Genomic DNA, 26701 nt, shown 5'->3' with positions numbered 1-26701 from the left:
GCAGCGTTTGGGGCTTTGGCAGTCATATCGTCTGCGCTGGAAAAGACGGCGGCGGCTCTTTCTTGCGCGACAGCGCGGGCGGGAGTTGCGGGCGCTGCGCGACTGCACCGCGGGGATCCGTCCCGGGCAGATTCTGCTGTTTTGCTGTCTGCGCAATGAACTTGTGCGGCTGCCGTGGTTTCTGGAGTATTACCGAAACCTCGGCGTGAGCCAGTTTCTGATCGTCGACAATGGCTCTGACGACGGCTCAACGGATTATCTCTGCGCGCAGGAAGATGTTTCTGTCTGGCACACCACGGGCTCTTATCGCGGCTCGCATTACGGCGTGGACTGGATGAACTATCTGCTGCGCCGCTATGGCAGCGGGCACTGGTGCCTGACCGTCGATCCCGATGAATTCCTGGTCTATCCTTTCAGCGACAGCCGCCCCCTGAGGGCGCTGACCGACTGGCTGGATGCCTCGGGCACCCGGGCCTTTCCGGCGATGATGCTGGACATGTATCCCAAAGGGCCGATCACCGCGCAGCCCTACCGCGCCGGGACCGATCCTTTTGAGATTGCCTGCTGGTTTGACAGCGGCAATTACACCTGCCGCCGCAATCCCGCGATGGGCAATCTGTGGATCCAGGGCGGGCCGCGCCAGCGGACGTTCTTTACCGACACTCCGGCCAAAGCCCCGGCGCTGAACAAAATTCCGCTGGTGCGCTGGCGGCGCAGCTACACCTATGTCAGCTCCACCCATATGATGCTGCCGCGCGGGCTGAACCTCACTTACGAACGCTCAGGCGGGGAAATCATTTCGGGCTGCCTGCTCCATGCCAAATTTCTCGACACCCTCAGCCACAAAGCCGAAGAAGAGACACAGAGAGGCCAGCATTTCGCCGCAGGTGCCGAATATCGTGCCTACCTTGAGGGGCTGCGCGCCCAGCCCGATCTCTGGAACCGCTGGTCAGAGAAATACATCAACTGGCGTCAGCTTGAGATCCTCGGGCTGATGTCGAAAGGCAACTGGACGTGAGCGCATGACGGTCGGCTATATCATGCTCTGCCACACCGCCCTGCACCGCGCCGCGCAGGTGGCCACGCATTGGGCTGAAAGCGGCTCTCCGGTGGTTATTCACCTTGATGCCCGGGTGCGCGGGGCGCAGGCAGAACGGCTGAGCGCCGATCTTGCTGTCTGTGACACCATCCGCTTCTCGCCCCGCCATGCCTGCGAATGGGGGATGTGGGGGATGGTCGAGGCGACACTTGATGCCGCCCGGCTGATGCTGGAGCAGTTTCCCGGCGTACGCCACATCTGTCTGGTCTCCGGCTCCTGCCTGCCGCTGCGGCCGCCGCAGGAATTTGCCGACTGGCTGGCCGGACAGCCCGAGACTGACTTCATCGAATCCGTGACCACGGCGGATGTCGGCTGGACCATGGGCGGCCTTGATGCCGAGCGCTTTACCCTGCGCTTTCCGTTTTCCTGGCGGCGTCACCGCAGGCTGTTTGACGGTTATGTGCGGCTGCAGCGCCGCCTGCATATCCGCCGTCATATCCCCGAGGGCATGGTCCCGCATATGGGCAGCCAGTGGTGGTGCCTGACGCGCCAGACCCTTGCTGCCATCCTGGATGACCCGCGCCGGGCGGAATTTGACCGCTATTTCTCACGCGTCTGGATCCCCGATGAGAGCTATTTTCAAAGCCTTGTGCGCCTTCATGCGCGGCGCGTCGAAAGCCGCTCACTGACGCTCTCCAAATTCGATCATCAGGGCAAGCCGCATGTCTTTTATGACGATCACCTGCAACTCCTGCGCCGCTCGGACTGCTTTATCGCGCGCAAAATCTGGCCCCAGGCGAACCGGCTTTACCGCGAATTCCTGAAGCCTGAGGCCGAGGCTGCCCCCCGCGCGGAGCCGAACCCCGGCAAGATCGACCGGCTGTTTTCCCGCGCGGCCGAGCGTCGTCTGCGGGGCCGCCCCGGGCTTTACATGCAAAGCCGCTTTCCCGCCAGGGGCCGCGAAGGCGCGCTGACGGCGCAGCCCTATACGGTCTTCGCGGGCTATGACGATGTCTTCGACGGCTTTGAAAGCTGGCTCTCGAAGTCTCTGGGTGCCCGGGTCCACGGCCATCTCTTTGCGCCGGAGCGGGCGGAATTTGCCGGGGGAGAGACGATCTGGAACGGCTGTCTGACCGACAGCGCCGCTTTGCGCGACTATGATCCGCAGCGGTTTCTGACCTCGCTGATCTGGAACAGCCGCGGAGAGCGGCAGACCTTTCAGTTCGGCCCCCGCGACCACCAGGACATTCTGCCCTTCCTTGCGCGCGATCCCCATGCCCGGATCTGTATGATCTCGGGGGCCTGGGCCGTGCGGCTTTTCAGGCAGGGCGGTGATTTTGAAAGCCAGCGCCGCGAGGCCGCACGGCTGCAAAAGATCGAAACCGCGATGATTGACCGGCTGCGCGCGGCACAGATGCCCGCCCGCATCGACATCCGCCCGCTGGCGGAGTTTCTGGAAGATCCCTTCGAGCCGCTGGAACTGCTGCTCAATGAGCTGCGCCCCGGCCCGATCCGCGCCCTGAGTGAGCCGCCGCGCTTAGGCGAAATGGCCGGATTTGGCCGCTTTGTACAAAATCTGCGCAACCAGGGCATGAAACCCGTTCTTCTGGGCGATATCCCGCTTGATGAGCCGGTCACCCCCGGACGCCGCGGCGCGCGCAGTCGTCTGACCGAGGAGAGAGGGTCATGAGCCGCCCCTTTGACCGCTTCATCCTGCTGGCCGATATGCGGACCGGCTCTAATTTTCTTGAGGCGAATCTGAACGCCCTGCCCGGCGTCATCTGCCACGGTGAGGCCTTTAACCCGGTCTTCATCGCCCGCAAGGATCATGAAAGCTATCTCGGAATCACCCTGGAGGAGCGCACCGAGAATCCCCACGCCCTGCTCAGCGCCATGGAGGCCGCGACCGAAGGGCTTGCAGGTTACCGCTTTTTTCACGACCACGACCCGCGCATTCTGGAAACGGCTCTGGCTGACAGACGCTGCGCCAAGATCGTGCTGACGCGCAATCCGCTGGAAAGCTATGTCTCGCTGCAGATCGCGCGGGCCACGGGGCAATGGAAGCTCGGCGATGCCCGCCGCCGCCGCGAGGCAAAGGCGACTTTCGACGGCGCCGGATTTGAGGACCATGTCACCCGCCTTCAGGCCTTTCAGCTGCAGATACAACGCGCGCTGCAGACCTCAGGTCAGACCGCCTTCTGGATTGATTACGACGACATTGGCGAGCTGTCCGTCATTCGCGGTCTGGCGGTCTTTTTGGGCGTCGCCGCGCCCGAAGCCCTTGATGACAGTGTCAAAAAGCAAAACCCCGAAAGCCTTGAGGCGCTGATCGAAAACCCTGAGGCGCTGAGTGAGGGGCTGGCGCGGCTTGACCGTTTCAACCTCTCACGGACCCCGAATTTTGAGCCGCGCCGCGGCCCGCAGGTGCCCTCTTTCATGGCGGCGCGGGATCTGCCGCTGCTCTTCATGCCGATCCGCTCGGGCCCGGTTGAGGGGGTGCGCGACTGGCTCTCCGAGATCGGCGGCGGCTTGATTGAAAATTTCGACCGCCGCTCGCTGCGGGCCTGGCTGAAAGATCAGGACGCGCCGCGCAGCTTTACCGTGCTGCGCCACCCGCTGCTGCGGGCGCTGACGGCTTTTGAAAAGCGCATTCTGCGCGGCCCGAAATCGGAAACCCGTCAGATCCTGCGCAAAAACTGGAAGCTGATACTGCCCGAGACGCCTGCCGAGGCAACGCCTGAGGAGCTTTCTGCCGCTTTTGCCACCTTCCTGCGCTTTCTGAAGGGCAATCTGGCCGGGCAGACGCCGTTGAAAACCGATCCGGCCTGGGCCAGCCAGGCGGCGGTGATTGAAGGCTTTTCCGGCTTTCTGCCCCCCGGCCATCTCTGGCGCGAAGAGGATCTGGGCGAGGCGCTGCCGCTGATGGCAAAGCTTTGTGGCCAGACCACCCCGCCCCCGCGTCTGACGCCCCCCGCCCTGCCGGATTGGGTGACATCCGATCATGAAACCGCCGCCCGCGAGGCCTATGCCCGCGATTACGCCGCCTTCGGCTTTGGCGATCTGCTTTAAGTAAACTGCTCAGAGATCAGCCGCTCTTCGAGGCCGTGGCCCGGATCAAAGAGGATGCGGTGCTGCACGCCCGGCTCTGAGCGGATTTCCACCGCCAGCACATCGCGCACCGAGCGGCCATCGGCATCGGCCATGACGGGGCGTTTTTCTGCCTCCAGCACCTCAAAGCGCACGAGGGCGGTTTTGGGCAAAAGCGCGCCACGCCAGCGCCGGGGCCGGAAGGCCGCCACCGCCGTCAGCGCCAGAACATCAGAGCCGATCGGCAGGATCGGGCCATGAGCGGAGTAGTTGTAAGCGGTCGATCCGGCTGGCGTGCACAAAATCGCGCCGTCGCAGACCAGCTCGGCCATCCGCTCGCGCCCGTCGACCACGATCCGCAGCTTGGCCGCCTGGGGGCCTGCGCGCAGCAGCGAAACCTCATTGATGGCCAGCTTTTCGACCTCGCCACCGTCCAGAGTAAAAGCCTTCATCCGCAAGGGGTTGATCAGCTCTTCTTCCGCCGCGTCCAGCCGCGCGATCAGATCGTCTTCGGCATAAGCATTCATCAGAAATCCGATGGTGCCGCAGTTCATGCCGTAAACCGGCAGGCCCAGTTTTTGCGTGCCATGCAGCGTGTCGAGCATGAAGCCATCCCCGCCTAGCGCCACGATCACGGAGGCCGCTTCCGGCGCGCATTGCCCGTATCTCGCGGTCAGCGCCGCCAGTGCCTCCTGAGCCTGCGGTGCGCGCGAGGCGAGAAAGGCGATGGAACGGGGCGATTCCCCAAAACGGGACAACACGGAACAGGACCCTCCGGAGGCAAAGCCGCCCCATGTTGCGCAATGCCCCCCCGGACGCAAGCAATCTTGCCGTGACCCGGCCAATTTTGACAGATTCGCGCATGGGTCCGGTTTCCCCGCTTTTCCCCGCGGGCTTTGCAGGATAAGGGGTCGCCATCCGCCCAAAGCTCAGAGGAAAGCAGATGACCGCGTCGCACCTTGAAAACGGATTTTTCACCCAGGATCTCGCTGACCGCGATCCCGAGCTGTTCGGCTCGGTCACCAAAGAGCTTGGTCGCCAGCGCGAAGAGATCGAGCTGATCGCTTCGGAAAACATCGTCTCGCTGGCCGTTCTGCAGGCGCAGGGGTCGGTTCTGACCAATAAATATGCCGAAGGCTATCCGGGCAAGCGCTACTACGGTGGCTGCCAGTTCGTCGATATCGCCGAGACCCTGGCGATCGAGCGCGCGAAAGAGCTGTTCGGGGCGAAATTCGCCAATGTGCAGCCGAACTCGGGTAGCCAGATGAACCAGGCCGTGTTCCTGGCGCTGCTGCAGCCGGGCGACACCTTCATGGGTCTTGATCTGAACTCGGGCGGTCACCTGACCCATGGCTCGCCGGTGAATATGTCGGGCAAATGGTTCAACGTCGTCTCTTATGGCGTGCGTCAGCAGGACCAGCTGCTTGATATGGAAGAGATCCGTCAAAAGGCGCTGGAATCGCGCCCGAAGCTGATCCTTGCCGGTGGCACCGCTTACTCGCGTGAGTGGGACTGGGCGGCTTTCCGTGCGATCGCCGATGAGGTCGGTGCTTATCTGCACGTCGATATGGCGCATATCGCAGGCCTCGTGGCAGGCGGCGTGCATGCCTCGCCGGTGCCGCATGCTCATGTGGTCACCACCACCACCCATAAATCGCTGCGCGGCCCGCGCGGTGGTATGATCCTGACCAACGACGAAGATATCGCCAAGAAGATCAACTCGGCCGTCTTCCCGGGTCTGCAGGGTGGTCCGCTGATGCATGTCATCGCCGCGAAAGCTGTGGCCTTTGGCGAGGCGCTGCAGCCGGAGTTCAAAGACTACGCCGCTCAGGTGAAGAAAAACGCCGCCGCCATGGCGGATGAGCTGATGAAGGGTGGCATCGATATCGTTTCGGGCGGCACCGACAACCACCTCTGCCTTGCAGACCTGCGCCCGAAAAAGGTGACCGGGAAAGCGGCTGAGGCGGCTCTGGGCCGGGCGCATATCACCTGCAACAAAAACGGCGTGCCGTTTGATCCGGAAAAGCCGTTTGTGACCTCGGGCATCCGTCTGGGCGCACCGGCGGGCACCACCCGTGGCTTTGATGAGGCAGACTTCCGCCAGATCGCGCGCTGGATTGTGGAAGTGGTCGATGGTCTGGCCGCCCATGGCGAGGCTGGCAATGCGGAAGTCGAAGCGCGTGTGAAGGGTGAAGTCAAAGCCCTCTGCGCCCGCTTCCCGATGTATCCGACTCTCTGATCGTCAGAGCTGATGGTTTTTAAGGCGGCCTTCCGGGGCCGCCTTTTTTGTTGAGGGAGGCGCGGGGGCTGCCGCCCCCGCCCCCCGCTTCAGGGGGAGGTTCCCTCCCCCTGAAAACCCCCGAGGGGTGGCTGCCGCGCGCAGGCTCAGAACGGGCCGCGGAACGCCCAGATCGCCAGAAACACGCCGCCGAGCACCAGAAGCATCAGCGCAATCGTGCCCGCAAAGTTCAGCGCCGCTGAGACGAAGCGCTCTTTGGAGCCGAGCGGGCGGAGATGGTTCATGCAGATCTCATAGGCGGCTTCGGCCCGGCCCTGGCTGACCATCATGGCGCCTTTCGGATGACGGGCCAGCCCCTCGAAGGAGGCAAGTTCCTGAGCGGCGCGGCGCACCTTGCGGGGCAGTCTGCGGCCCGCTTTGCGCACCAGAACGGCCAGAGTGGGACCCCGGACCCGCAGGCGGCTTTCAAGAAGGTCGGCCACCTTTGCCGCCATCTGCTGCACATCCGCCATCAGAGCACCCCTTCGCATCCACACCGCCCCGAAGGGTAGCGGGGCGCTGCGGGACACTCAAGTCACTCGACCCCGTCGCGGCGCAGCGCTAGTCTGCGCCAGTCTCAGGGCCACCGGGGGTTTGCCCCGCTGCCCTGCCCGTGGCCCGATGCGCCGCGGAGCCTTTCTCACGCCCCCTGCGTGGCAATTGCCGCCCACTGAAGGTGCTTTATGTCTGAGCCGCAAACCATCCATCTCGCCGATTACCGCCCCTTTCCCTTTACCCTGGGAGAGGTGCAGCTGACCTTCCGCCTTGCCCCTGCGGCGACGCGGGTGCTGTCGCGCTTCACCTTGGCCCCGAAGGGCGGGCGCGAAGATCTGGTGCTTTTTGGCGCGCATCTGCGGCTGATCCGGGCTGCGGTAAACGGGGCGGAGATCCGTGCAGAGCCCAAGGACGGCCAGATCAGAATTGCGGCGGCCGATCTGCCGGAGGGTCCCTTCACCTGGGAGGCTGAGGTTGAGATTGATCCCGCCGGAAATACCGCGCTGGAGGGGCTTTATATGTCCAATGGCATGTATTGCACCCAATGCGAGGCCGAGGGCTTTCGCCGCATCACCTTTTATCCCGACCGCCCCGATGTGATGACCACCTTCCGGGTCCGCATTGAGAGCGATCTGCCGGTGCTGTTGTCGAACGGCAACCCCGTGGCTGAGGGCCCCGGCTTTGCGGAATGGCATGACCCCTGGCCGAAGCCCTCTTATCTCTTTGCGCTGGTGGCGGGGGATCTGCGCGCCCATCCGGGGCAGTTCACCACCCGCTCGGGCCGCGAGGTGGCGCTGAACATCTGGGTGCGTCCGGGCGATGAGGACCGCTGTGACTGGGCGCTGACCTCTCTCAAGGCCTCCATGCGGTGGGACGAAGAGGTTTACGGGCGCGAGTATGATCTCGATATCTTCAATATCGTCGCCGTGGATGATTTCAACATGGGCGCGATGGAGAACAAGGGGTTGAATATCTTCAACTCCCGCGCGGTTCTGGCCCGGGCGGATACCGCCACGGATGCCGATTTCATGCGGATTGAGGCGATCATTGCGCATGAATATTTCCACAACTGGACCGGCAACCGCATCACCTGCCGCGACTGGTTCCAGCTTTGCCTGAAAGAGGGGCTGACGGTCTTTCGCGACCAGCAGTTCACCGGCGATCTGCGCGGGGCTGCGGTCAAACGCATTGAAGACGCGCTGACGCTGCGCGACCGGCAGTTCCGCGAAGACACCGGTCCGCTGGCCCATCCGGTGCGCCCTTCGAGCTTTGTCGAGATTAACAATTTCTACACGGCCACGGTTTATGAGAAAGGTGCGGAACTCATCGGCATGCTGAAGCGGCTGGTGGGGGATGCGGGCTATAAAGCGGCGCTGGATCTTTATTTCACCCGTCACGACGGTCAGGCCTGCACCCTGGAGGACTGGCTGAAGGTCTTTGAAGAGGCCACGGGCCGCGATCTGACGCAGTTTGCCCGCTGGTATTCCCAGGCCGGCACCCCCCGGCTGGAAGTCAGCGAAGCCTGGGATGAGGCGGGGGTCTTCACCCTCACCCTCCGTCAGAGCCAGCCTGAGACCCCGGATGGGGTGGAAAAACTGCCGCTGCATATCCCCGTGGTGACCGGGCTTCTCAATCCCAACGGCGATGAGCTGGCCCCCTCCGTCACGCTGGAGCTGACCGAAACAGAGCAGAGCTTCCGCTTTGAGGGGCTCTCAACCCGCCCCATCGCCTCGGTCCTGCGTGATTTCTCGGCCCCCGTGATCCTCAGCCACCGTCAGAGCGATGCCACCCGCGCCTTCCTGCTGGCCCATGACAGCGACCCCTTCAACCGCTGGGAAGCGGGCCGCACCCTCTCACGCGAAGTGCTGGCACGGCTGATTTCAGAAGGCACGCCCCCTTCGGCGGACTGGCTTGCAGCTATGGCCGCGCTGCTGCGCGATGAAAGCCTCGAGCCGGCCTTCCGCGCGCTCTGCCTGCGCCTGCCGGGCGAAGATGATATGGCCGCCACGCTTGCGGGCAGCGGCCTTGTGCCCGACCCCCATCACATCCACCGCGCAAGACGCAGCCTGCAGACCACGCTGGCCCGCCACCTTGCCCCGCAGCTGCCGGGGCTGATCCGCGCTATGACACCGCAGGGCCCCTATAGCCCCGATCCCACCTCCACCGGGCAGCGCAGCCTGAAGAACATGGCGCTCGCGCTGCAAACGCGGCTGGACGGCGGGGCGGCGGCGCAAAGCGCCTGGCAGGCGGCGGATAATATGACCGATCAGATGGCCGCCCTGGCCTGCCTGATCGAGGCGGGCTGCGCCGGGACCGCGCTCCGGGCCTTTGAAGCGCGCTACGGCGGGGACCGCCTCGTGATGGACAAATGGTTCATGACCCAGGTGCTCTGTGCCCCCCCGGAGACCGCCGCAGACGTGGCCGAGGCACTGACCGCGCATCCGAAGTTCGATCTGAAAAACCCCAACCGCTTCCGCGCGGTCTTCGGGGCGCTCAGCGCGAACCACGCGGGCTTCCACCGTGCGGACGGCACAGGCTACCGCCTGCTCGCCGACTGGCTCCTGCGCCTCGATGCGCTGAACCCGCAGACGGCGGCACGCATGTCCACCGCCTTTGAGACCCTGCCGCGCTATGATGCCGACCGTCAGGCCATGATGCGCGAGGAACTCCAGCGCCTCAAAGCCGCCCCCCGCCTCAGCCGCGATCTGGGAGAGATGGTCAGCCGTATGCTCGGCTGATCCGGCCCCGCAAAAGAAAACCGGCGCTCACAAAAGCACCGGAGACGGCCTCGGGGGTTTTCAGGGGGAGGGAACCTCCCCCTGAAGCGGGGGGCGGGGGCGGCAGCCCCCGCGCGCCCCTCACTCTTCGTTCAGACGGTTCAGCCGCGCGCGCACCGACAGCCCATGGGCCTCCAGCGATTCCGCCCGGGCCAGCCGCTCAGCCGAAGGGCCAATCGCTGCCAGCGCCGCCGGGGTCATCTTCGCCATGGTGGTGCGCTTGACGAAATCGAGCACCGAAAGCCCCGAAGAAAACCGCGCCGAGCGCGCCGTCGGCAGCACATGGTTCGGCCCGCCGATGTAATCGCCGATCGCCTCGGGCGTCCAGGCCCCAAGGAAGATCGCCCCCGCATGGGTGATCTCTTCGGCCAGGGCCTCCGGATCCGCCACACAAAGCTCCAGATGCTCCGGTGCCACCCGATTGGACAGCGCCGCCGCCTCCGACAAATCCTTCGTCACGATCACCGCGCCATAATCACGCCAGCTCGCGCCCGCGATCTCCGCGCGCTCCAGCGTCGGGATCAGCCGCTCAACAGCCGCCGTCACCTCAGCGGCAAACTCCGCATCATCGGTCACCAGGATCGACTGCGCTACCTCATCATGCTCCGCCTGGCTCAGCAGATCGAGCGCCAGCCACTCCGGATCATTGTCGCGATCCGCAATAATCAGGATCTCCGAAGGGCCCGCGATCATATCAATGCCGACCTTACCAAAAACCCGCCGCTTGGCCGCCGCCACATAGGCATTGCCCGGCCCGGTGATCTTATCAACCGGGCGCAGGCTCTCAGTGCCATAAGCCAGCGCCGCCACAGCCTGGGCGCCCCCGATGCGGAAGATCTCATCCACGCCCGCGATCTCACAGGCGAGGATCACCAGCGGATTGACCACGCCACCCGGGGTCGGGCAGACCACCACCAGACGCTCCACCCCCGCCACTTTCGCCGGGATCGCATTCATCAGCACCGAAGACGGATAGGCCGCCTTGCCCCCCGGCACATAAAGCCCGGCTGCGGAAACCGGCGTCCAGCGCCAGCCAAGGGTCGCCCCCGCCGCATCGGTCCAGGAGGCATCTTCGGGCATCTGCCGCGCATGATAGGCCCGGATCCGCTCTGCCGCGAGCTCCAGCGCAGCGCGATCCTCCGGGGTGACCTGCGCCACCGCCGCATCAATCTCTGCCCGCGAGAAAGCCAGCGTCGCGGGCGTCAGCTCCAGACGGTCGAATTTCGCAGTCAGCTCAATCACCGCCAGGTCGCCCCGCGCGCGCACATCGGCGATGATCGCGGCCACAGCGGCATCCACATCCGGCGCATCTTCGCGCTTCATCGAAAGCAGATGCTCAAATCGCGCGGCGAAATCCGGGTCGGTCGTGGTCAGATGTTGCGGCATGAGAGGCCCCCTTTGTGGCATGGCAGGGTCGTAACGCCCCCCGCCCGCCCGTGCAAGCCGCGCTCAGACCTCCTTCGCGCTTTGCGCCCGTGAAAGCTGCACCGCCAGAATGCCTGCCGCGATCACCACAACCCCCACCACATCCCAGACCCCAAGGGTCTCCCCCAGGAGCGCCCAGGCGATCAGCACGCCAAAGAAGGGATTGAGAAAGTGAAAGGTCGCCGCCTTCACCGCCCCGATGCGCTGGACCAGCAAAAACCAGATCCAGGTGGCCAAAAGCCCCGGCGCATAAACGGTATAGAGAAACGCCCAGACCAGCCGCGGCGACCAGTCCACCGCCCAGCTCTCAGTGGCCAAAGCCACCAGCCCCACCGCGCCGGCCCCGACCAGCATCTGCAGCGAGACTATGACAAACAGACTGTTCCCGGCCCCCGCCGCCCCGCGCATCGACAGCGTCGCCCCGGTCAGCGCCAGCGCACCAAAACAGACCAGCATCAGCCCAAAGGGATCCACCCCGCCCTGAATGCGCGCGCCCATAATCAGCGCCACCCCCAGAATGCCCGCGACCAGCCCCCCGGCCGCCATCCCGCTCAGCCGCTCGCCATAAAAAGCCCAGCCCGCCAGCGCCACCAAAAGCGGCATGGCCGAAGCCACGATCGCCGCCACCGAGGCCCCGGTGATCTTCATGGCGACGAAATTCAGCCCCAGATAAAGCGCGTTCTGCAACAGCCCAAAGACCAGCACCACCCGCCACTGGCCCCGCGTCAGACGAAAACTCTGCCCGAGCGCTTTGGCGATCAGCACCCCCGTCAGCCCCGCCAGCAAAAAGCGCAAAGCCAGCGCCATCAGCGGCGGCGCCGCCTGCACGATCATCGTGGCCGAGGTGAAGGCCGAAGACCACATCACCGCAAAGGCGATCCCCATGGCCAGTGCTTTTACGTCCATCTCACCCCCGACAGCCCAACCCATGAGCAGGCCATAAAAAAGGGCCGCCCGCAGGCGACCCTAAAGCTTCACTCAGCCTCCGCAAGGGGGCTTGAGGGATCAGCCGTTGACGCTGTCTTTCAGCGCTTTTGCAACGGTGATTTTTACCTGTTTGTCCGCCGCTTTGGTGACCATCTCACCGGTTGCGGGGTTACGGACCTGACGCTCGGGACGCTCTTTGCAGGCCACTTTGCCGATGCCCGGCAGGGTCACGGTGCCACCGGCAGCGACTTCGCGTGCCACGACTTCGGCCACTGCGTCCAGAGCAGCAGCAGCAACTTTGCGGTCCGAACCCATTGCTTCTGCGAGAGCAGCCACCAGCTGGGTCTTGGTCATCGGTTTCGCGGTCATACTCGAGTCCTTTCTGCCCCGGCCTGGCCGGGTTAAACCTCTTTGTCCCATGGGCGCGGGACATCCGAACGCCTGAACAACTTTTGTCGCCTCAATTCAAGTCCGAAAGCCACGAAAATTTGCCCCCGCGCGGAAATCCGCAGCTTTTGCCGCAGGGAAACCCCTTCAGAGGAAGGCGGTTTCCTCAAAACTCCGGAGTTTGCGGCTGTGGATCCGCTCCGGCGGCATGGCGCGCAACAGCTCCATCGCCCGCATTCCAATGTCGAGATGCCGCGCCACCTGAGCGCGGTAGAACTCCGTCGCCATCCCCGGCAGCTTCAATTCCCCATGCAGCGGCTTGTCGGACACGCAGAGCAGCGTGCCATAGGGCACCCGAAAGCGGTAGCCATTGGCCGCGATGGTCGCGCTTTCCATATCCAGCGCAATCGCCCGCGCCTGAGAGAGCCGCGCCACCGGCCCGGACTGCTCGCGCAACTCCCAATTGCGGTTGTCGATCGTGGCCACGGTCCCGGTGCGCAGAATGCGCTTCAGCTCATAGCCCTCCAGCTGCGTCACCTCCGCCAGCGCCTGCTGCAGCGCGATCTGAATTTCCGCCAGCGCCGGGATCGGCACCCAGACCGGCAGATCCTCATCGAGCACATGATCCTCGCGCAGATAGGCATGGGCGAGCACAAAATCCCCCAGCCGCTGCGAATTCCTGAGGCCCGCGCAATGGCCCACCATCAGCCAGGCATGCGGGCGCAGCACCGCAATATGATCCGTCGCCGTCTTGGCGTTGGAAGGCCCCACCCCGATGTTCACCAGCGTAATCCCATTGCCATCGGCGCGCTTCAGATGCCAGGCCGGCATCTGCGGCAGCCGCGCCAGCCCCGGCATCTCGCCATCCGGCGCGGTGATGACCTGATTGCCCGGCCCCACAAAGGCCGTATAGCCCGAGCCGCTCCGCCCCAGCATCTCCCGCGCCCGCGCCTCGAATTCATCAACATAGAACTGATAATTCGTAAACAGCACATAGTTCTGAAAATGCTCGGGCAGCGTGGCGGTATAATGGCTCAGCCGCGCCAGCGAATAATCAATCCGCTGCGCCGTAAACGCCGCCAGCGGCCGCGCACCATCAGGATTAAACACCCGGTCGCCATTGACGATATCATCACTGGTCGTCGACAGATCCGGCACATCAAACACATCGCGCAGCACAAAGGTCAAAACCCCCTCCTGCGGCACCACCTGCGGCTCCCCCGCGCCCAGCGCAAAATGCAAAGGAATCGGCGTCTGCGAGGGGCCGATCTCCACGCTGACCCCGTGGTTCTTCATCAAAAGATCAATCTGTTCCGTCAGATAGCGCCGATACAGATCCGGCCGCGTCACCGTCGTCGCATAGATCCCCGGCCCCGCGACATGACCAAAGGAAAGCCGGCTGTCGACCGGCTGAAAGCCCGTCACCTCAAGACGGATCTCGGGATAAACCGCCCGCACCCGTCCCTCTGGCACCTCGCCCGCCAGAGCCCGCGCAAAGCCCTCGCGCAGCACCCCGACTGAGGCCTCATAAAGCCGCTCCAGCTCTGCCACCGCCGCCGCCGCATCGTCAAACCGCATCACGCACTCCTCACACCACCCGACCCGGCTTTGGCTTTTTAAAAATACTCCCGGGCGGGGTCCGGGGAGGGCAGGCAGCCCGCCCCGGCGCTTTCAGTCAGACCCTTACTCAGCCGCGGTTCATCCGGTTGGCCACCAGATCTTCCACCACCGACGGATCCGCCAGCGTCGAGGTATCCCCAAGGCTGCCGTGATCATTCTCCGCGATTTTGCGCAAAATCCGCCGCATGATCTTGCCCGAACGGGTCTTCGGCAGCCCCGGTGCCCATTGAATCAGATCGGGCTTGGCAATCGGGCCGATTTCATGGCGCACAAAGGCCTCCAGCTCGCGCTTCAGCTCCTCTGAGGGCTCCACCCCGTTCATCAGGGTGACATAGGCGTAAATACCCTGGCCCTTGATCTCATGCGGGTAACCCACCACAGCGGCCTCCGCGACCTTCTCATGGGCCACCAGCGCCGATTCGACCTCTGCGGTGCCCATCCGGTGGCCCGAGACATTGATCACATCATCAACCCGGCCGGTGATCCAGTAATAGCCATCACCATCCCGGCGGCAGCCGTCCCCGGTGAAATAATAGCCCTTATACTGGCTGAAATAGGCCTCCTCAAAACGCGCATGATCGCCCCAAAGCGTGCGCATCTGCCCCGGCCAGCTGTCTTTGATGCAAAGAACGCCTTCGGCCTCAGTGGCGCTCTGCACCTCAGCCGTGGCGGGATCAAGAATCTCCGGCTGCACCCCGAAGAAGGGCTTGGTGGCCGAGCCGGGCTTCGTAGCAATCGCCCCCGGCAGCGGCGTGATCAGATGGCCCCCGGTCTCGGTCTGCCAGAAGGTATCGACGATCGGGCGCGTCCCCTTGCCGACATGGGTGTTATACCAGTTCCAGGCCTCCGGGTTGATCGGCTCCCCCACCGTGCCCAGCAGCTTCAGCGAGGAGAGGTCATATTTCTCCACCCACTCCGGCCCCAGCCCCATCAGCGAGCGGATCGCCGTCGGTGCGGTATAGAACTGATTGACCTTATGCTTTTCGCAGACCGCCCAGAAGCGCCCCGCATCCGGCCAGGTCGGCACGCCCTCAAACATCAAAGTGGTCGCGCCATTGGCCAGCGGGCCATAAAGGATATAGCTGTGCCCCGTGACCCAGCCGACATCGGCGGTGCACCAGAAGACATCGCCATCATGATAATCAAAGGTCATCTGATGGGTCATCGCGGCATAGACCAGATAGCCGCCAGAGGTATGCACCACCCCCTTCGGCTTCCCCGTAGAGCCGGAGGTATAAAGGATGAACAGCGGATCTTCCGCCCCCACCTCCACATAGGCGCAATAGGGCTTTGCCGCCGCCATCTCGGCCTTTACGTCGATGTCGCGGCCCTGCACCCAGGAGATCTGATCGCCGGTGTGTTTCACCACCATGCATTTCACATCATCGCGGCAATCCAGCAGCGCCTTATCGGCATTGGACTTCAGCGGGGTCTTTTTGCCGCCACGCGGCGCATAATCGGCGGTAATCAGCATCTTCGCGCCGCAGTCATTGATGCGGCTTGCCAGACTGTCGGGCGAGAAGCCCGCAAAGACCACCGAATGCACCGCGCCAATGCGCGCACAGGCCAGCATGGCATAGGCGGCCTCGGGGATCATCGGCAGATAGATCACCACCCGGTCGCCCTTTTGCACGCCCTGGGCCTTCATCACATTGGCCATCCGCGAGACCTGCTCAAGCAGTTCGGTATAGCTGATGTGTTTCGCCTCGGCCTGCGGGTCATCCGGCTCCCAGAGGATCGCGGTCTGACTGCCCCGGGTCGCCACATGGCGGTCGATGCAATTCGCCGCCACATTCAGCGTGCCATCGCCAAACCAGCGGATCGAGACGGCTCCGGGGGCGAAGCTGGTGTCCTTCACTTCGGTATAGTCGCGGATCCAGTCAATGCGCTGCCCCTCCTGCCGCCAGAATGCCACCGGGTCCTGTACCGATCGGGCATAATCGCGGGCATAGCTCTGCGCCGTCACATGCGCATGGGCGGCAAAGGCTGCGTCAGGCGCGTAAACGGCGCCCTGCTGCTGTTCAGTCATCGGGTCCTCCTTATCCCGGTCTTCCGGGCCGGGCAGGTGCACTTTTTGAAAAAGCCCCCGTCAACACCTGTCCTGCCGCTGGCTGAGCCTAAACCAGAATGGATCCGGGTTGTAAGCCCGCAGGTGAGGGCAGTGCCGCGATCTGCCGTTGCGTAAATTTCCGATAAATTTCAAAGACCTGATTTGCACGCCTTCAGGATTTCCTCCCGGCCGCTTCAGCTGCCCCCTTCCCTGCACCCGCCACCACAGCCTGATGATTCGCCCCTGGCCGCGCTTGCCAGCCGCCCGGGCCTGCGCGAGACTGCCGCCGCCCTGCCCAGCCCCTCACGAGATCCCGGCCATGTCAAAAGACCCGATCCGCCCTACGGACCCCGAGGCCCGTGCCCTGGCCAAAGCGCTGATGTCAAAGGCCCGCCACGGAGCCCTTGCCGTGACCGAGGCCGAGAGCGGGCTGCCTTTTTGCAGCCGCATCGCGCTGGCAAGGGATGAGGACGGGGTGATGCTGGGCTTTGTCTCAGGTCTCGCGCAGCATACCCGCGCCTTACGGGCAAATCCGGCCTGCTGCCCTCTGATCGGAGAGCCAGGCCCCCGGGGCGATCCGCTGACCCATCCGCGGCTCTCGCTTCAGGCCCGCGCGGTCTTTTCCGAAACGGGGCATGAGGCGCGGCTGTCGCTCTGGCTCAGGGCACATCCGAAAGCCCGGATCTATGCCGGGCTTCCCGATTTTCGCTTTCTGCGCTTTGAGCCGCTGGCGGCCTTCCTCAATGGCGGGTTTGGCCGCGCCTTCCGCCTGACGCCCGGGGATCTGCGCCCTTAAGTCGGGCTGTCGGCGCGCATCGTCACATAGGCAGCACCCTTGCAGTTCACCGGCCAGCGCAGCGTGACCGAGGCCTGATCGGCCCCCTGCAGGCTCTGCGTGGCAGGCAGATCATAGCGCGTCACCGCCCCTTGGGTCACCGAGCCATCGGCCACCACCCCCGAGACCACCCGCGCCCGCCCGCCAAAGGGCAGCATCCCCTGCGAGGCCACCGTCCAGACGCTCGCCTCTGAATTCTGCGCGTGGCGCAGGGTCAGCGGGTTCTGAAAGGCCGAAGTCACGCCGTTGAAGTTATTGCCGTGTACGGTGAGGTTGCGAAAGCGGCTGTAGTCCAGATCCGACCAGGTGGTATCGACCTTCTCCACCCGCGCAATCGCGCCATTGAGGGTGCGGAAAGTGTTCCCCGTGATGGAAAGCCCGTGCAGATAATGCCCCGCGCCGCGCGGCGTCACCACCAGCCAGCAAAAGGCGCTGACGACGTTATTGGCGGTGAAAATATTGCCCGTCACCGTCAGCCCGCCAAAGCTGAACTGCGTGTTGAAATCCGGCTCCGGCTCGCGCTCATTGGTCATTTCAATGAAGGAGTTATCGACGTAATTCCCGGTCACCAGGGTTTTGACATTGATCCCCGTCAGCACCAGCCCCGCCGAGCGCACCCCCGGCGTTTCGCTGTCGCCCTGAAACCAGTGGTTGCCCACAAAAAGATGCCCGGTGCCATGCAGCACCCCGAAATGGCGAAAGCGCACCGCGCGGTTGTCGCGGATCTTCACATCATTGGCGTTGACGTTGAAGGCCACGGTGTTGCGGTCCTGCACCTTCAGGGGCTGCTCATCCGAGAGGAACTGGCATTCATCCACCATCATCCCCTGACAGCCCGTCCCGATGGAGGTGATGGCGCGGTTGCGCGGACGGTTGAAGACGCAGCCCTGAAAGCGGGTGGTGATCCCCGAGGGCGGCAGCATCACCGCGCTGGCATGACCGCCGCAGAGAAACTCCAGATCCGCCATCTCAAAGCGGTCAAGCCGCCCGAAGCCCGAGAAATCCAGCATATAGCGAAAGCGCGTAAAGCCATAAGTCCGCGTCCCGCCCTGCGAGCCGGGGGGCAGGCTCAGCTCAATCGTGCCCGCCGCCACATTCTTTGAGCGCACATAGGTTTCGCGCGCGACCCCGGTGCCGGTCACCAGCGCACCCACCTCAATATTGGCGATATTGACCACCCCCGTCAGCGTATAGGGCGCAGAGGTCGCATAGGCGGCCTGAGAGGTCACGCTCACCGGGGCCCAGGCCTCTCCCGCCACGGCGGCAAGCTGGCCGTTGTCGAGCACGCGGCGCTGTGCGTAGCTCGCGCCCTGAAGGCCTGCGTTTTCCGCGATCATCAGCGGGGCTGTCACCCCCACACTGCGGCCCTTCAGATCAAAAGAGACGTGATCGCTGAAGTGAAAGATGGCCTGCAGACCGCGCTTCAGCCCCTCCTCTTCGCTGCCGAAGGCAGAGGTATAGGTGTCGATATCGAAATTGCGGGTCAGCGCCAGGCGGTGCCCCGCAGCCATGCTGACGCGGCCCTCAAAGCGAACGGCGCTGGCCAGCGAGAGGGTGCCGCCCAGCGCATAGACACCCTCCGGGATCAAAAGCACCCGCCCCGCCGCCAGCGCCGCCGCATCCGCCGCCTGAAAGGCCGCCAGATCATTGGTGCTGCCATCGCCCTTCGCGCCGTAATCCATCACATCGGTCAGCGCCAGCATCTGGCGGTGAAAGACCGAAGTCACATCCTCCACCACCAGATTTTCAATCCGCAAAGTCGCGCCGTTCGCGCCGGTGAACTCAATGCCGACATGCGCGCCGGTGGGCGTGGTGCCCCAGACGAGATCCACCCCCGGACGCGCGCCCGAGCCTAAGATCGCGCGGATCGTGACCACCTCGCCGTAGCTGCTCAGGGCCTGCGCGGTGGCCGTCTGCGTCAGACCGCTGATCGCGCCCGAAGCCCCCATGGGCAGGCAGGAAACCCGCACCGAAGGCATCGCGCCAGAGAGCACCTTCACCCGCGCCGTGACGCGCAGATACATCCCCACCTGAAAAGGCGTGACCCCCATAGCGCGCAGCCGCTGGGTGCCGCTGGTCTTCACCAGCTCGAGGCAACTGCCGAAATCGGCATCCCCGGAGACCAGCCCCGCATTGGCCGCGCCCGCATAGCTCGCCGAGCCAGACGTGCCATCGCCCGAAGCCCAGGCCGACAGCCCGGCCGCAAAAGCCGGCGGCATCAGTGAAAGCCCGTGCGTTACTGCCATATTCATCCGCAATCCCCCGCCAATATCTGTCCGGTCACCCTGCCGCCTGACCGCCCCTCGGGGTCGCGGCACCTGAGGCCCATGAGGCGCGGGAAAGCTTAATTCCTCTTCACACCTGCGTGCGCAGCGGCCCGGGCTTGCAAGCGGGGGGCGGCTCGGGCATCACAGGGGGCGAGAAGCCCGGAATGCGACATGACCCGTATCTGCCACATCGAAATCGATGAAAGCGGCCTTGCCGCCCCCACCGCCGCCATCGAGCAGGAGCGGCGCGTAGCTATTTTCGATCTGCTTGAAGACAACAGCTTTTCGCTGCCCGCCCGCGAAGGCCGTGAGGTGCCGCCCGGCCCCTACCGCCTTGGCCTTGCGATCCGCGAGGGGCGGCTGGTCTTCTCGCTGGCCTCAGAAGACCTGCAGAAGATCGGGGAATTTCATCTCTCGCTCGGGCCGTTCCGCCAGGTGGTGAAAGACTACTTCCAGATCTGCGAAAGCTATTTCGACGCCGTAAAGCGCCTGCCCCCGAGCCAGATTGAGGCGATCGATATGGCGCGGCGCGGCATTCACAACGAGGGTGCGCGCACGCTTCAGGAACGCCTTGAGGGCAAGGCTGAGGTGGATATCGACACGGCGCGGCGGCTCTTTACCCTTATCTGCGTGCTGCACTGGGGGTAAGATTGGCCGAAGAGTTTCCGCAGGCGATCCTCTTCTGCTGCGATCACAACGCAGTCCGCTCCCCGATGGCGGAGGGTCTGATGAAACAGATCCATGGCCAGCGTGCCTATGTGCAGTCGGCGGGTGTTGAAAATGATATGGAAGTCGATGGCTTTTCCATCGCGGTCTGCCGCGAACTGGGGATAGAGCTCTCGCGCCACCGCTCGCGCTCATTTCAGGAGATGCAGGACTGGGGCGATGATCTGGGGCAGTTTGACCTGATCGTGGCGCTGTCCCCCGCCAGCCGCGATCTGGCGCTGGATCTGACGCGGCATTCGGCGGTCGAAGTCGCCTATTGGCCGGTCCCCGATCCCACCGCCACCGGCGACAACCGCGACCAGAAGCTCGATGCCTACCGCGCGGTGCGCGATGATATTGCCGCAAGGATCCGCGCGCGCTTTGGCCCGCCCGCCTGAGACGGTGCCGCGCCCTTCCGCCTGGCCTTTTTGAAAGCCCGCACCCTCCTGTTGCCTGGCGCGCAAGCCCGCCCGCTCAAACCGAAACCATCCCCCACCGCCGCAATCGACAGAAGCCGCGCGGCGTGACAGACTGCCCGCATGGCAGATCTGTTCAGTTCCTTTTTCAGCAATTATTGGCCCCATATCCTTGCCATAGCGGGCTTTGCGATGTCCGTCCTCGCGGGCTGTCATGCGATTTTGAACAAAAGCGATGCGCGGGCGGCGGTGGGCTGGGTCGGGGTGGTTCTGCTCTCGCCGATCCTGGGGCCGCTGATTTATCTGGCCGCAGGGATCAACCGCATCCGGCGCGATTCGCTGCGCGAAAGCCGCGAGGCGGCGGGGCTGCCGCTGCTGTCGGAGGAGCTGACCACCGCGCCGGACCACATCATCTCTGAGCGGTTTGGCCGCCGGTTTCAGGCGCTCCGGACCCTGGGCGACAGGGTGACCGATCTGCCCCTCACCACCTCAAACCGCATTGAGATGCTGCTGGGCGGAGACGAGGCCTATACCCGGATGCTGGCTGAGATCGACGGGGCCGAACGCTCGGTGCTGATCGAGAGCTATATTTTCGACAATGACCACATGGGCCAGCGCTTTGTCGGGCGGCTGGCCGCAGCCCAGGCGCGCGGCGTTGAGGTCAGGGTGCTGATTGATGCGGTCGGCGTGCGCTACAGCCTGCCCGCCATCACCCGCGATCTGGCCCGGGCGGGCATCCCTTCGGCGCTCTTTAACGGGCGGCTTATCGCGGGGCTGCGGCTGCCCTATGCCAATCTGCGCACTCACCGCAAACTGCTGATTATCGACGGAAAAACCGCTTTCACAGGCGGGCTGAACATCCGCGAGCATTTCACCTCGGAGTGGTGGGGGGACGAGGTTTCTCACGACACCCATTTCCGCGTCGCCGGTCCGGTTGTCGGAGAGTTGCTGGCCATCGGGGCGGGCGACTGGGCCTTTGCCGCGGGCGAGCGGTTGAGCGGTGCGGCCTGGGCCCTCACCCCGGTTCCCGCGGCCCCCACCGCGCCGGTTCTGATGCGCGCGGTGGCCTCAGGCCCCGATGACAGCCTGGGCTGCAGTCACCGTCTGCTGATGGGGGCCTTCAGCACGGCGCGCCGCTCAATCCGGATTCAGTCGCCCTATTTCCTGCCCGACCGCGAGCTGACCGCCGCGCTGACCACCGCCGCGCTGCGCGGGGTCACCATCGACATTCTGGTGCCGGGGCAGAACAACCTGGCCTTTGTGGACCGCGCGATGCGGGCGCAGTTTGACCAGCTGCTGGTGCAGGGCTGCCGGATCTGGCGCAGCACCGGGGCGTTTGATCACTCAAAACTTCTCTGCGTGGACAATACCTGGTCCTTCGTCGGCTCGACCAACCTTGATCCGCGCTCACTGCGCCTGAACTTTGAGGTCGATCTTGAGGTCTATGATGCCGCCTTTTCCGGTAAAATCGCCGCGCGGATTCAGCAGGGTCTGACCACCGCCGAGCCGGTCACCCTCGAAAGTCTGGCCCGGCGCCCCTTCCTGACGCGGCTGATCGACCGCACCATCTGGCTGGCCTCGCCTTATCTCTGAGCCCTTGATCGCGGGCGCAGGGCGCTTACCTGATAGAGACCCAGAATGAGGAAGTCCCTTGCGCCGACCCGATCTGCCTGCCCCACCGCGTCCGCGGTTTCCGATCACCGGCCTGCCCGCCTCGATCCGTGCGGTGCTGAAACCGGTTCCGGCCATCCCTCATGCCGCTGAAGCGCCCCACCGCGCGCTCAGGGTTGCAAGCTATAACGTGCATAAATGCATCGGCACCGATGGCCGCTTTGATCCCGACCGCATCCGCGAAGTGATCCGCGAGATCGACGCCGATATCATCGCCCTGCAGGAGGTGGACCGCCGCTTTGGCACCCGCGACGGGCTGTTGAACCTGGCCGAACTGGAAGCCCGCACCGGGCTTGTGCCGGTGCCGGTGAACGGCATCCGCAATGCCCATGGCTGGCACGGCAATCTTTTGCTGGTGCGCAGCGGTCTTGTGCATAACGTCGAGCAGATCGCTCTGCCCGGCCTTGAGCCGCGCGGCGCCATTGTCACCGATCTGCGCTTTGACGATCACGGGCCTTTGCGGGTGGTTGCGGCGCATTTCGGCCTGCTGCGGCAGTCCCGCGCCCGTCAGGTGGCGCGGTTAAGCAGCTATCTCAGTGCCACGCAGGATATGCCGGCGCTGCTGATGGGCGATCTGAACGAATGGCGCTCAGATCACGGCTCGGTTCTGCACGGGCTGCATGCGGGCATCGACCGCCTGCCGCCTGCCGTGGCGAGTTTTCCCGCCTCGCGCCCGCGGCTTCCGCTCGACCGGATCATCCCCTTCGGGCGCAGCGATATTTCGCCCGTCACCGCCCATGACAGCGATTTGGCCCGCATGGCCTCGGACCATCTGCCAATCAAGGCCTGGCTCTCGCTTCCCGCCTGAGGCCTCCGACTTTTGGCCCCGTTGCAGGCCGCCGCGCGCTGTGGCTCTATGCCGCTCCGACGCAAGGGGAGACCGCCATGAGCCGCCAGGAAACCGAAAACCTGATCGCCCGCTATTACGCCGCCTTCAACGCGGGCGACGCCGCGGGCATGCTGGCGCTGGTCAGCGATGACATTGAGCACCGCGTGAATGAGGGCGCGACCCGCAGGGGCCGCGCGAAATTCGAAGAGTTCTGCGCCCATATGGGGGTCAGCTACCGCGAAGAGCTGCGCGATCTGGTGATCTTCGCCTCCGAAGACGGCCGCCGCGCGGCGGCGGAATTCACCGTGCATGGCGAGTATCTGCAGACCGACCCCGGCCTGCCTGAAGCAAAGGGCCAGCGCTATATCCTGCCCGCAGGCGCGTTCTTTGATGTGAAAGGCGCGGCGATCACCCGCATCACCACCTTCTACAATCTTGCGGACTGGACCGCCCAGGTCTCGGCATGATTGAGGTTCGTGTCCTGACCGGAGAGGAGCTTCTCGCGCGGCTCGATGATGTGGCACGGCTGCGCATCGAGGTGTTTCGCGCCTTTCCCTATCTCTACGACGGCGATCTTGACTATGAGCGCGGCTATATGCGCGCCTATCGCGAAAGCCCCCGGGCCGTGGTGGTGGCGGCTTTTGCCGATGGCGCGGTTGTGGGGGTTGCCACCGGCACGCCGCTCAGCGACCATGACGGCCAGTTCATCCAGGGCTTCCGCGCCAGCGGCTATGAGCCGGCAGAGGTCTTTTACTGCGCCGAATCGGTCCTGCTGCCGCAGTGGCGCGGCCATGGCATCGGGCATAAATTCTTCGACGCCCGCGAGGCCCATGCCAGGGCGCAGGGCTTTAAATACTCCGCCTTCTGCAGTGTGATCCGCCCCGCCGATCACCCGGCACGCCCTGCAGATTACCGCCCGCTTGACGCCTTCTGGGAGAAGCGCGGCTACCGCGAACTGCCCGGGGTCCTGGCGGAATTTTCCTGGAAAGACGTCGGCGCTCTTGCAGAAGACGCCAAAGCCCTGCAATTCCGCATTCGCCCCCTCTGAGCGACCCGGAGCCTGCCGATGTCCCGCCCTGTTTTGCGATGTGATCTGCCACCCGCCCCTGCGGGTCAGGTGATCGGCCTGCTGGGCGGCTCGTTTGATCCCGCGCATGAGGGTCATGTGGCGATCACCCGCGCGGCCTTTCGCAGCTTCGGTCTGGACCGCATCTGGTGGATGGTCTCGCCCGGCAATCCGCTGAAATCAGAGGGGCCCGCCCCGACAGAGCGCCGCATCGCCGCCGCCCGGCAGCTGATCACGGACCCCAGAGTGACCGTCACCGCCATTGAGACCGTGCTTGGCACCCGCTACACCGCCGACACCCTGACGGGGCTGCGCCATCTCTGGCCGGGGCAGCGGTTTGTCTGGCTGATGGGCTCGGACAATCTGGCGGGCTTTCACCGCTGGGACCGCTGGCAGGAGATTGCCGCGCATCACCCGATCGGGGTGCTGGCGCGGCCGGGCTCGCAGCTTGCGGCGCTGTCCTCTCCAGCGGCACGCTTTATGGCCGATGCGCGGCTGAACGGGGCCGCCATGGCCCGGCTCGGCCGAAGCGCCGCCCCGGCCTGGGCGCTGGCGGGACTGCCGCTGAACGACAGCTCGTCAACCGCGATCCGCAACAGCGGGGCCTGGTCGCGCCAGAGCTGATCCCCCGTCCGCGCCCCATTGCAACCCCAGGTTCCAGGCCGCAGAATGATGCCCGGTCCCCCATCCCGGAGAAATTTCCGTGTCTGACGCCAAATCCGCAGCCGTCCTTACCCGCCGTCTGCTGATCGGAGGACTTCTCGGCGGGGCCGCCCTTGCCGCCGCGCCTGCGCTGGCCAATGCCCCCGGCCAGTCGCTGCGCCCGCGCCCGCGCGGCGGGCTGACCCCGGCCGCTGCCCCTGCTGCTGCGGCGCAGCCCGCCTCTGCAGGGGCGCTCATTGAGCAGGCACGCCTCGGTGGTCAGGTCAGCTATGTCGTCCTTGATGCCCGCAGCGGTGAGGTGCTGGAGGCCCGGGGCGAGAGCCTGGCCCTGCCCCCCGCCTCGGTGGCGAAAGCCGTCACCGCCCTTTTCGCGCTGGAGCGTCTGGGCGGCGGCTACCGCTTTGCCACAAGGGTTCTGGCCACCGGCCCGGTCTCAGGCGGGCGGGTGCAGGGCGATCTGATCCTCGCGGGCGGCGGCGATCCGACGCTTGATACCGACCGCCTCGCGGATCTGGCCCAGGCCCTGAAGGCCCGCGGCATCCGCGGCATCACGGGGCGGTTTTTACTGCAGGACAACGCGCTGCCGGGCCTCAGCCGCATTGATGCGGGCCAGCCTTTGCATGTGGGCTATAACCCCGCCATTTCGGGGCTGAACCTGAATTTCAACCGCGTCCATATGGAGTGGAAACGCGCCTCCAAAGGCTGGCAGATCGCCATGGATGCCCGCGGCGCGCGCCACAACCCCGCCGTGCGGATCGCCCGCGCCGCCATTGCCGAGCGGCAATCGCCGATCTTCACCTTCGAAGAGCGCGACGGTACCGAGCGCTGGACCTTGGCCTCTGCCGCGCTTGGCAAGGGCGGCAGCCGCTGGCTTCCCGTCCGCCGCCCCGCCGCCTATGCGGGCGAGGTCTTCCAGACGCTCTGCGCAGCCCAGGGGATTACCCTTCCCAATCCGCGTCAGGGCGGCGCGCAGGGCTCGGTTCTCGCCGAGACCCTCAGCCCGCCGCTCACCAGCCTGCTGCGCGATATGCTGCGCCATTCAACCAATCTGACGGCAGAAGTGGTGGGGCTGACGGCCTCGGGCCAGACGAGCCTGCGGGCCTCGGCCGCGATGATGAACGCCTGGGTGCGCGAGCGTCACGGGGTGGATCTGGCCCTTGTGGATCACTCCGGCCTTGGCGGCGACAGCCGCGTGAGCGCGGCCTCCATGGCACGGCTGATGCTGCGCAACCCGCAGCTGACTGAGATCCTGCGCCCCTATCAGACCCCCGCCAAAGCCCCCGCAGACCGCGCCCCGGTGCTGGCCAAAACCGGCACGCTGAATTTCGTCTCGGGCCTTGCGGGCCATGTGCAGACCCGCCGCCCGCTGGCCTTTGCGATCTTCTCAGCCGATACCCCCCGCCGCGACGCCCTGCGCGGAGATGAACGCGAACGCCCCCGCGGCGGCCCCGAATGGACCACCCGCGCCCGCAACCTGCAGGGCCTGCTGCTGGAACGCTGGGCGGCAGTTTACGGCGGGTGACAGGCATGAAAGATGCACCACAGGGTCCTGAAGCCAGACCTTTACCTGCCCCCGAAAACCCTGCCGAAGAGCAACTTCTCCGGCTTTGGACCAGCGGGCAGTCCTGCCTTCTTGGCGACGGAAGCCTGCCAGCAACACATGAGCACAGCGGACAAAGGAGAATAGGCGCCCGCTTTCTGAGCGACATGCTCACTCTGGCCGGGGCCAGCAATGACCTCACCCTTGAAGGGGCAGTAATTACCGGCCAACTCGAATTTTCTGGTAAAGAAAGCCGCCGCTGGCTTCGCTTCACCAACTGCCGTTTTACCCATGCCCCGCTATTAAGCCGCTCCAAACTCGTCGGTGCCGAGTTCACAGGCTGCCACCTGCCCGGATTGCACGGCTATCAGGTCCATGTGGCAGACGCTTTTTTGCTGATCGACTGCCAGGTGGACGGTTTTTGCAACCTGGAGCACGCACGCTTCGGCTCAGGCGTCAGCCTTCAAGGCACAGCCTTCACCGCCAGCCGATCAGAACATTTGCCTTCGAGCAGAACCGATAACGGCCATGCCGGTTTCGCGCTGTCGATGCAGGGCGCAACTATTGAAGAAAGCCTCAGAGCCGTTGATATGTCCGCGAAGGGGGCCTGTTCCCTTGCCGGAA

The 26701-nt window shown here is 64.7% G+C and carries 22 protein-coding genes; 14 read left to right on the top strand and 8 right to left on the bottom strand.

The features are described 5' to 3' along the window. The first annotated feature begins 7 nt into the window (after positions 1 to 7). Genes EG244_RS00850 through EG244_RS00840 form a run of 3 tightly spaced genes read left to right on the top strand, consistent with a single transcriptional unit; the run spans position 8 to position 4108 of the window. Entirely contained in the window at positions 8 to 1018 is a 1011-nt protein-coding gene (locus EG244_RS00850; protein ID WP_124963112.1) for a glycosyltransferase family 2 protein, read from the top strand. Between the two features lie 4 nt (positions 1019 to 1022). Then, complete coding sequence (locus EG244_RS00845) at positions 1023 to 2729, top strand: DUF5927 domain-containing protein (protein WP_124963111.1); 1707 nt, start codon at positions 1023 to 1025, stop codon at positions 2727 to 2729. Further along, positions 2726 to 4108, top strand: coding sequence for a nodulation protein NodH (locus tag EG244_RS00840; RefSeq protein ID WP_124963110.1), 1383 nt, complete (start codon positions 2726 to 2728; stop codon positions 4106 to 4108). Before EG244_RS00845 ends, EG244_RS00840 begins: the two co-directional genes overlap by 4 nt. Here EG244_RS00840 and EG244_RS00835 read toward each other — a convergent pair. Continuing rightward, positions 4105 to 4884: an NAD kinase gene (locus EG244_RS00835; RefSeq protein WP_124963109.1), complete on the bottom strand. Its 780-nt coding sequence runs from the start codon at positions 4882 to 4884 to the stop codon at positions 4105 to 4107. The two genes, EG244_RS00840 and EG244_RS00835, sit on opposite strands and share 4 nt — an antisense overlap. 185 nt (positions 4885 to 5069) lie before the next feature. Here EG244_RS00835 and glyA point away from each other — a divergent pair, with 185 nt between their 5' ends. Beyond that, positions 5070 to 6365 (top strand): serine hydroxymethyltransferase, encoded by a 1296-nt coding sequence (glyA, locus tag EG244_RS00830; RefSeq protein WP_124963108.1) that lies wholly within the window; start codon positions 5070 to 5072, stop codon positions 6363 to 6365. A gap of 146 nt (positions 6366 to 6511) precedes the next feature. On the opposite strand, the gene EG244_RS00825 is transcribed toward glyA, so the two are convergent. Continuing rightward, on the bottom strand, positions 6512 to 6877 hold the full coding sequence (locus EG244_RS00825; protein WP_199737685.1) for a hypothetical protein: 366 nt from the start codon (positions 6875 to 6877) through the stop codon (positions 6512 to 6514). Positions 6878 to 7087: 210 nt separating this feature from the next. Here EG244_RS00825 and pepN point away from each other — a divergent pair, with 210 nt between their 5' ends. Continuing rightward, on the top strand, positions 7088 to 9637 hold the full coding sequence (gene pepN / locus EG244_RS00820; protein WP_124963106.1) for an aminopeptidase N: 2550 nt from the start codon (positions 7088 to 7090) through the stop codon (positions 9635 to 9637). 120 nt (positions 9638 to 9757) lie between these two features. Here pepN and hisD read toward each other — a convergent pair whose 3' ends face one another. From hisD to acs, 5 genes are all read right to left on the bottom strand, one after another. Further along, positions 9758 to 11062: a histidinol dehydrogenase gene (gene hisD / locus EG244_RS00815; RefSeq protein ID WP_124963105.1), complete on the bottom strand. Its 1305-nt coding sequence runs from the start codon at positions 11060 to 11062 to the stop codon at positions 9758 to 9760. 63 nt (positions 11063 to 11125) lie between these two features. Then, positions 11126 to 12007 carry a DMT family transporter gene (locus EG244_RS00810; protein ID WP_124963104.1) on the bottom strand — a complete coding sequence of 294 codons (882 nt, stop codon included), beginning with the start codon at positions 12005 to 12007 and terminating at the stop codon, positions 11126 to 11128. A gap of 99 nt (positions 12008 to 12106) precedes the next feature. Further along, positions 12107 to 12397, bottom strand: coding sequence for an HU family DNA-binding protein (locus EG244_RS00805; protein WP_124963103.1), 291 nt, complete (start codon positions 12395 to 12397; stop codon positions 12107 to 12109). A 165-nt stretch (positions 12398 to 12562) separates the two neighbouring features. After that, entirely contained in the window at positions 12563 to 13993 is a 1431-nt protein-coding gene (locus EG244_RS00800) for an AMP nucleosidase (protein ID WP_124963102.1), read from the bottom strand. A gap of 109 nt (positions 13994 to 14102) precedes the next feature. Then, a complete protein-coding gene (gene acs, locus EG244_RS00795; RefSeq protein WP_124963101.1) occupies positions 14103 to 16064 on the bottom strand; it encodes an acetate--CoA ligase in 1962 nt (653 codons plus the stop codon). 340 nt (positions 16065 to 16404) lie between these two features. Here acs and EG244_RS00790 point away from each other — a divergent pair, with 340 nt between their 5' ends. Further along, entirely contained in the window at positions 16405 to 16881 is a 477-nt protein-coding gene (locus tag EG244_RS00790; RefSeq protein ID WP_124963100.1) for a HugZ family pyridoxamine 5'-phosphate oxidase, read from the top strand. Here EG244_RS00790 and EG244_RS00785 read toward each other — a convergent pair. Then, positions 16878 to 19166: a glycosyl hydrolase family 28-related protein gene (locus EG244_RS00785; protein ID WP_233588878.1), complete on the bottom strand. Its 2289-nt coding sequence runs from the start codon at positions 19164 to 19166 to the stop codon at positions 16878 to 16880. The two genes, EG244_RS00790 and EG244_RS00785, sit on opposite strands and share 4 nt — an antisense overlap. Positions 19167 to 19358: 192 nt before the next feature. Between EG244_RS00785 and EG244_RS00780 the strand changes: the two genes are divergently transcribed. From EG244_RS00780 to dacB, 8 genes are all read left to right on the top strand, one after another. After that, positions 19359 to 19835: a UPF0262 family protein gene (locus EG244_RS00780; protein ID WP_124963098.1), complete on the top strand. Its 477-nt coding sequence runs from the start codon at positions 19359 to 19361 to the stop codon at positions 19833 to 19835. A 2-nt stretch (positions 19836 to 19837) separates the two neighbouring features. Continuing rightward, the gene (locus EG244_RS00775) at positions 19838 to 20290 is read left to right on the top strand and encodes an arsenate-mycothiol transferase ArsC (RefSeq protein ID WP_124963097.1); all 453 of its coding nucleotides are present in this window, start codon (positions 19838 to 19840) and stop codon (positions 20288 to 20290) included. A gap of 141 nt (positions 20291 to 20431) precedes the next feature. Next, the gene (locus EG244_RS00770) at positions 20432 to 21901 is read left to right on the top strand and encodes a phospholipase D-like domain-containing protein (protein WP_124963096.1); all 1470 of its coding nucleotides are present in this window, start codon (positions 20432 to 20434) and stop codon (positions 21899 to 21901) included. 58 nt (positions 21902 to 21959) lie between these two features. Next, positions 21960 to 22787 carry an endonuclease/exonuclease/phosphatase family protein gene (locus tag EG244_RS00765; RefSeq protein WP_124963095.1) on the top strand — a complete coding sequence of 276 codons (828 nt, stop codon included), beginning with the start codon at positions 21960 to 21962 and terminating at the stop codon, positions 22785 to 22787. Positions 22788 to 22864: 77 nt separating this feature from the next. Further along, entirely contained in the window at positions 22865 to 23275 is a 411-nt protein-coding gene (locus EG244_RS00760) for a ketosteroid isomerase-related protein (RefSeq protein WP_124963094.1), read from the top strand. Next, a complete protein-coding gene (locus EG244_RS00755; protein WP_124963093.1) occupies positions 23272 to 23856 on the top strand; it encodes a GNAT family N-acetyltransferase in 585 nt (194 codons plus the stop codon). The genes EG244_RS00760 and EG244_RS00755 overlap by 4 nt, the downstream gene beginning before the upstream one ends. A 33-nt stretch (positions 23857 to 23889) precedes the next feature. Beyond that, complete coding sequence (locus tag EG244_RS00750; RefSeq protein ID WP_199737701.1) at positions 23890 to 24498, top strand: nicotinate-nucleotide adenylyltransferase; 609 nt, start codon at positions 23890 to 23892, stop codon at positions 24496 to 24498. 79 nt (positions 24499 to 24577) lie between these two features. Next, positions 24578 to 26059 (top strand): D-alanyl-D-alanine carboxypeptidase/D-alanyl-D-alanine endopeptidase, encoded by a 1482-nt coding sequence (gene dacB / locus EG244_RS00745; protein ID WP_124963091.1) that lies wholly within the window; start codon positions 24578 to 24580, stop codon positions 26057 to 26059. Positions 26060 to 26701 lie beyond the last annotated feature (642 nt).

This window comes from Falsigemmobacter faecalis (assembly GCF_003863335.1).
Taxonomy (GTDB): domain Bacteria; phylum Pseudomonadota; class Alphaproteobacteria; order Rhodobacterales; family Rhodobacteraceae; genus Wagnerdoeblera; species Wagnerdoeblera faecalis.
This window is presented reverse-complemented; position numbering and strand designations above follow the sequence as displayed.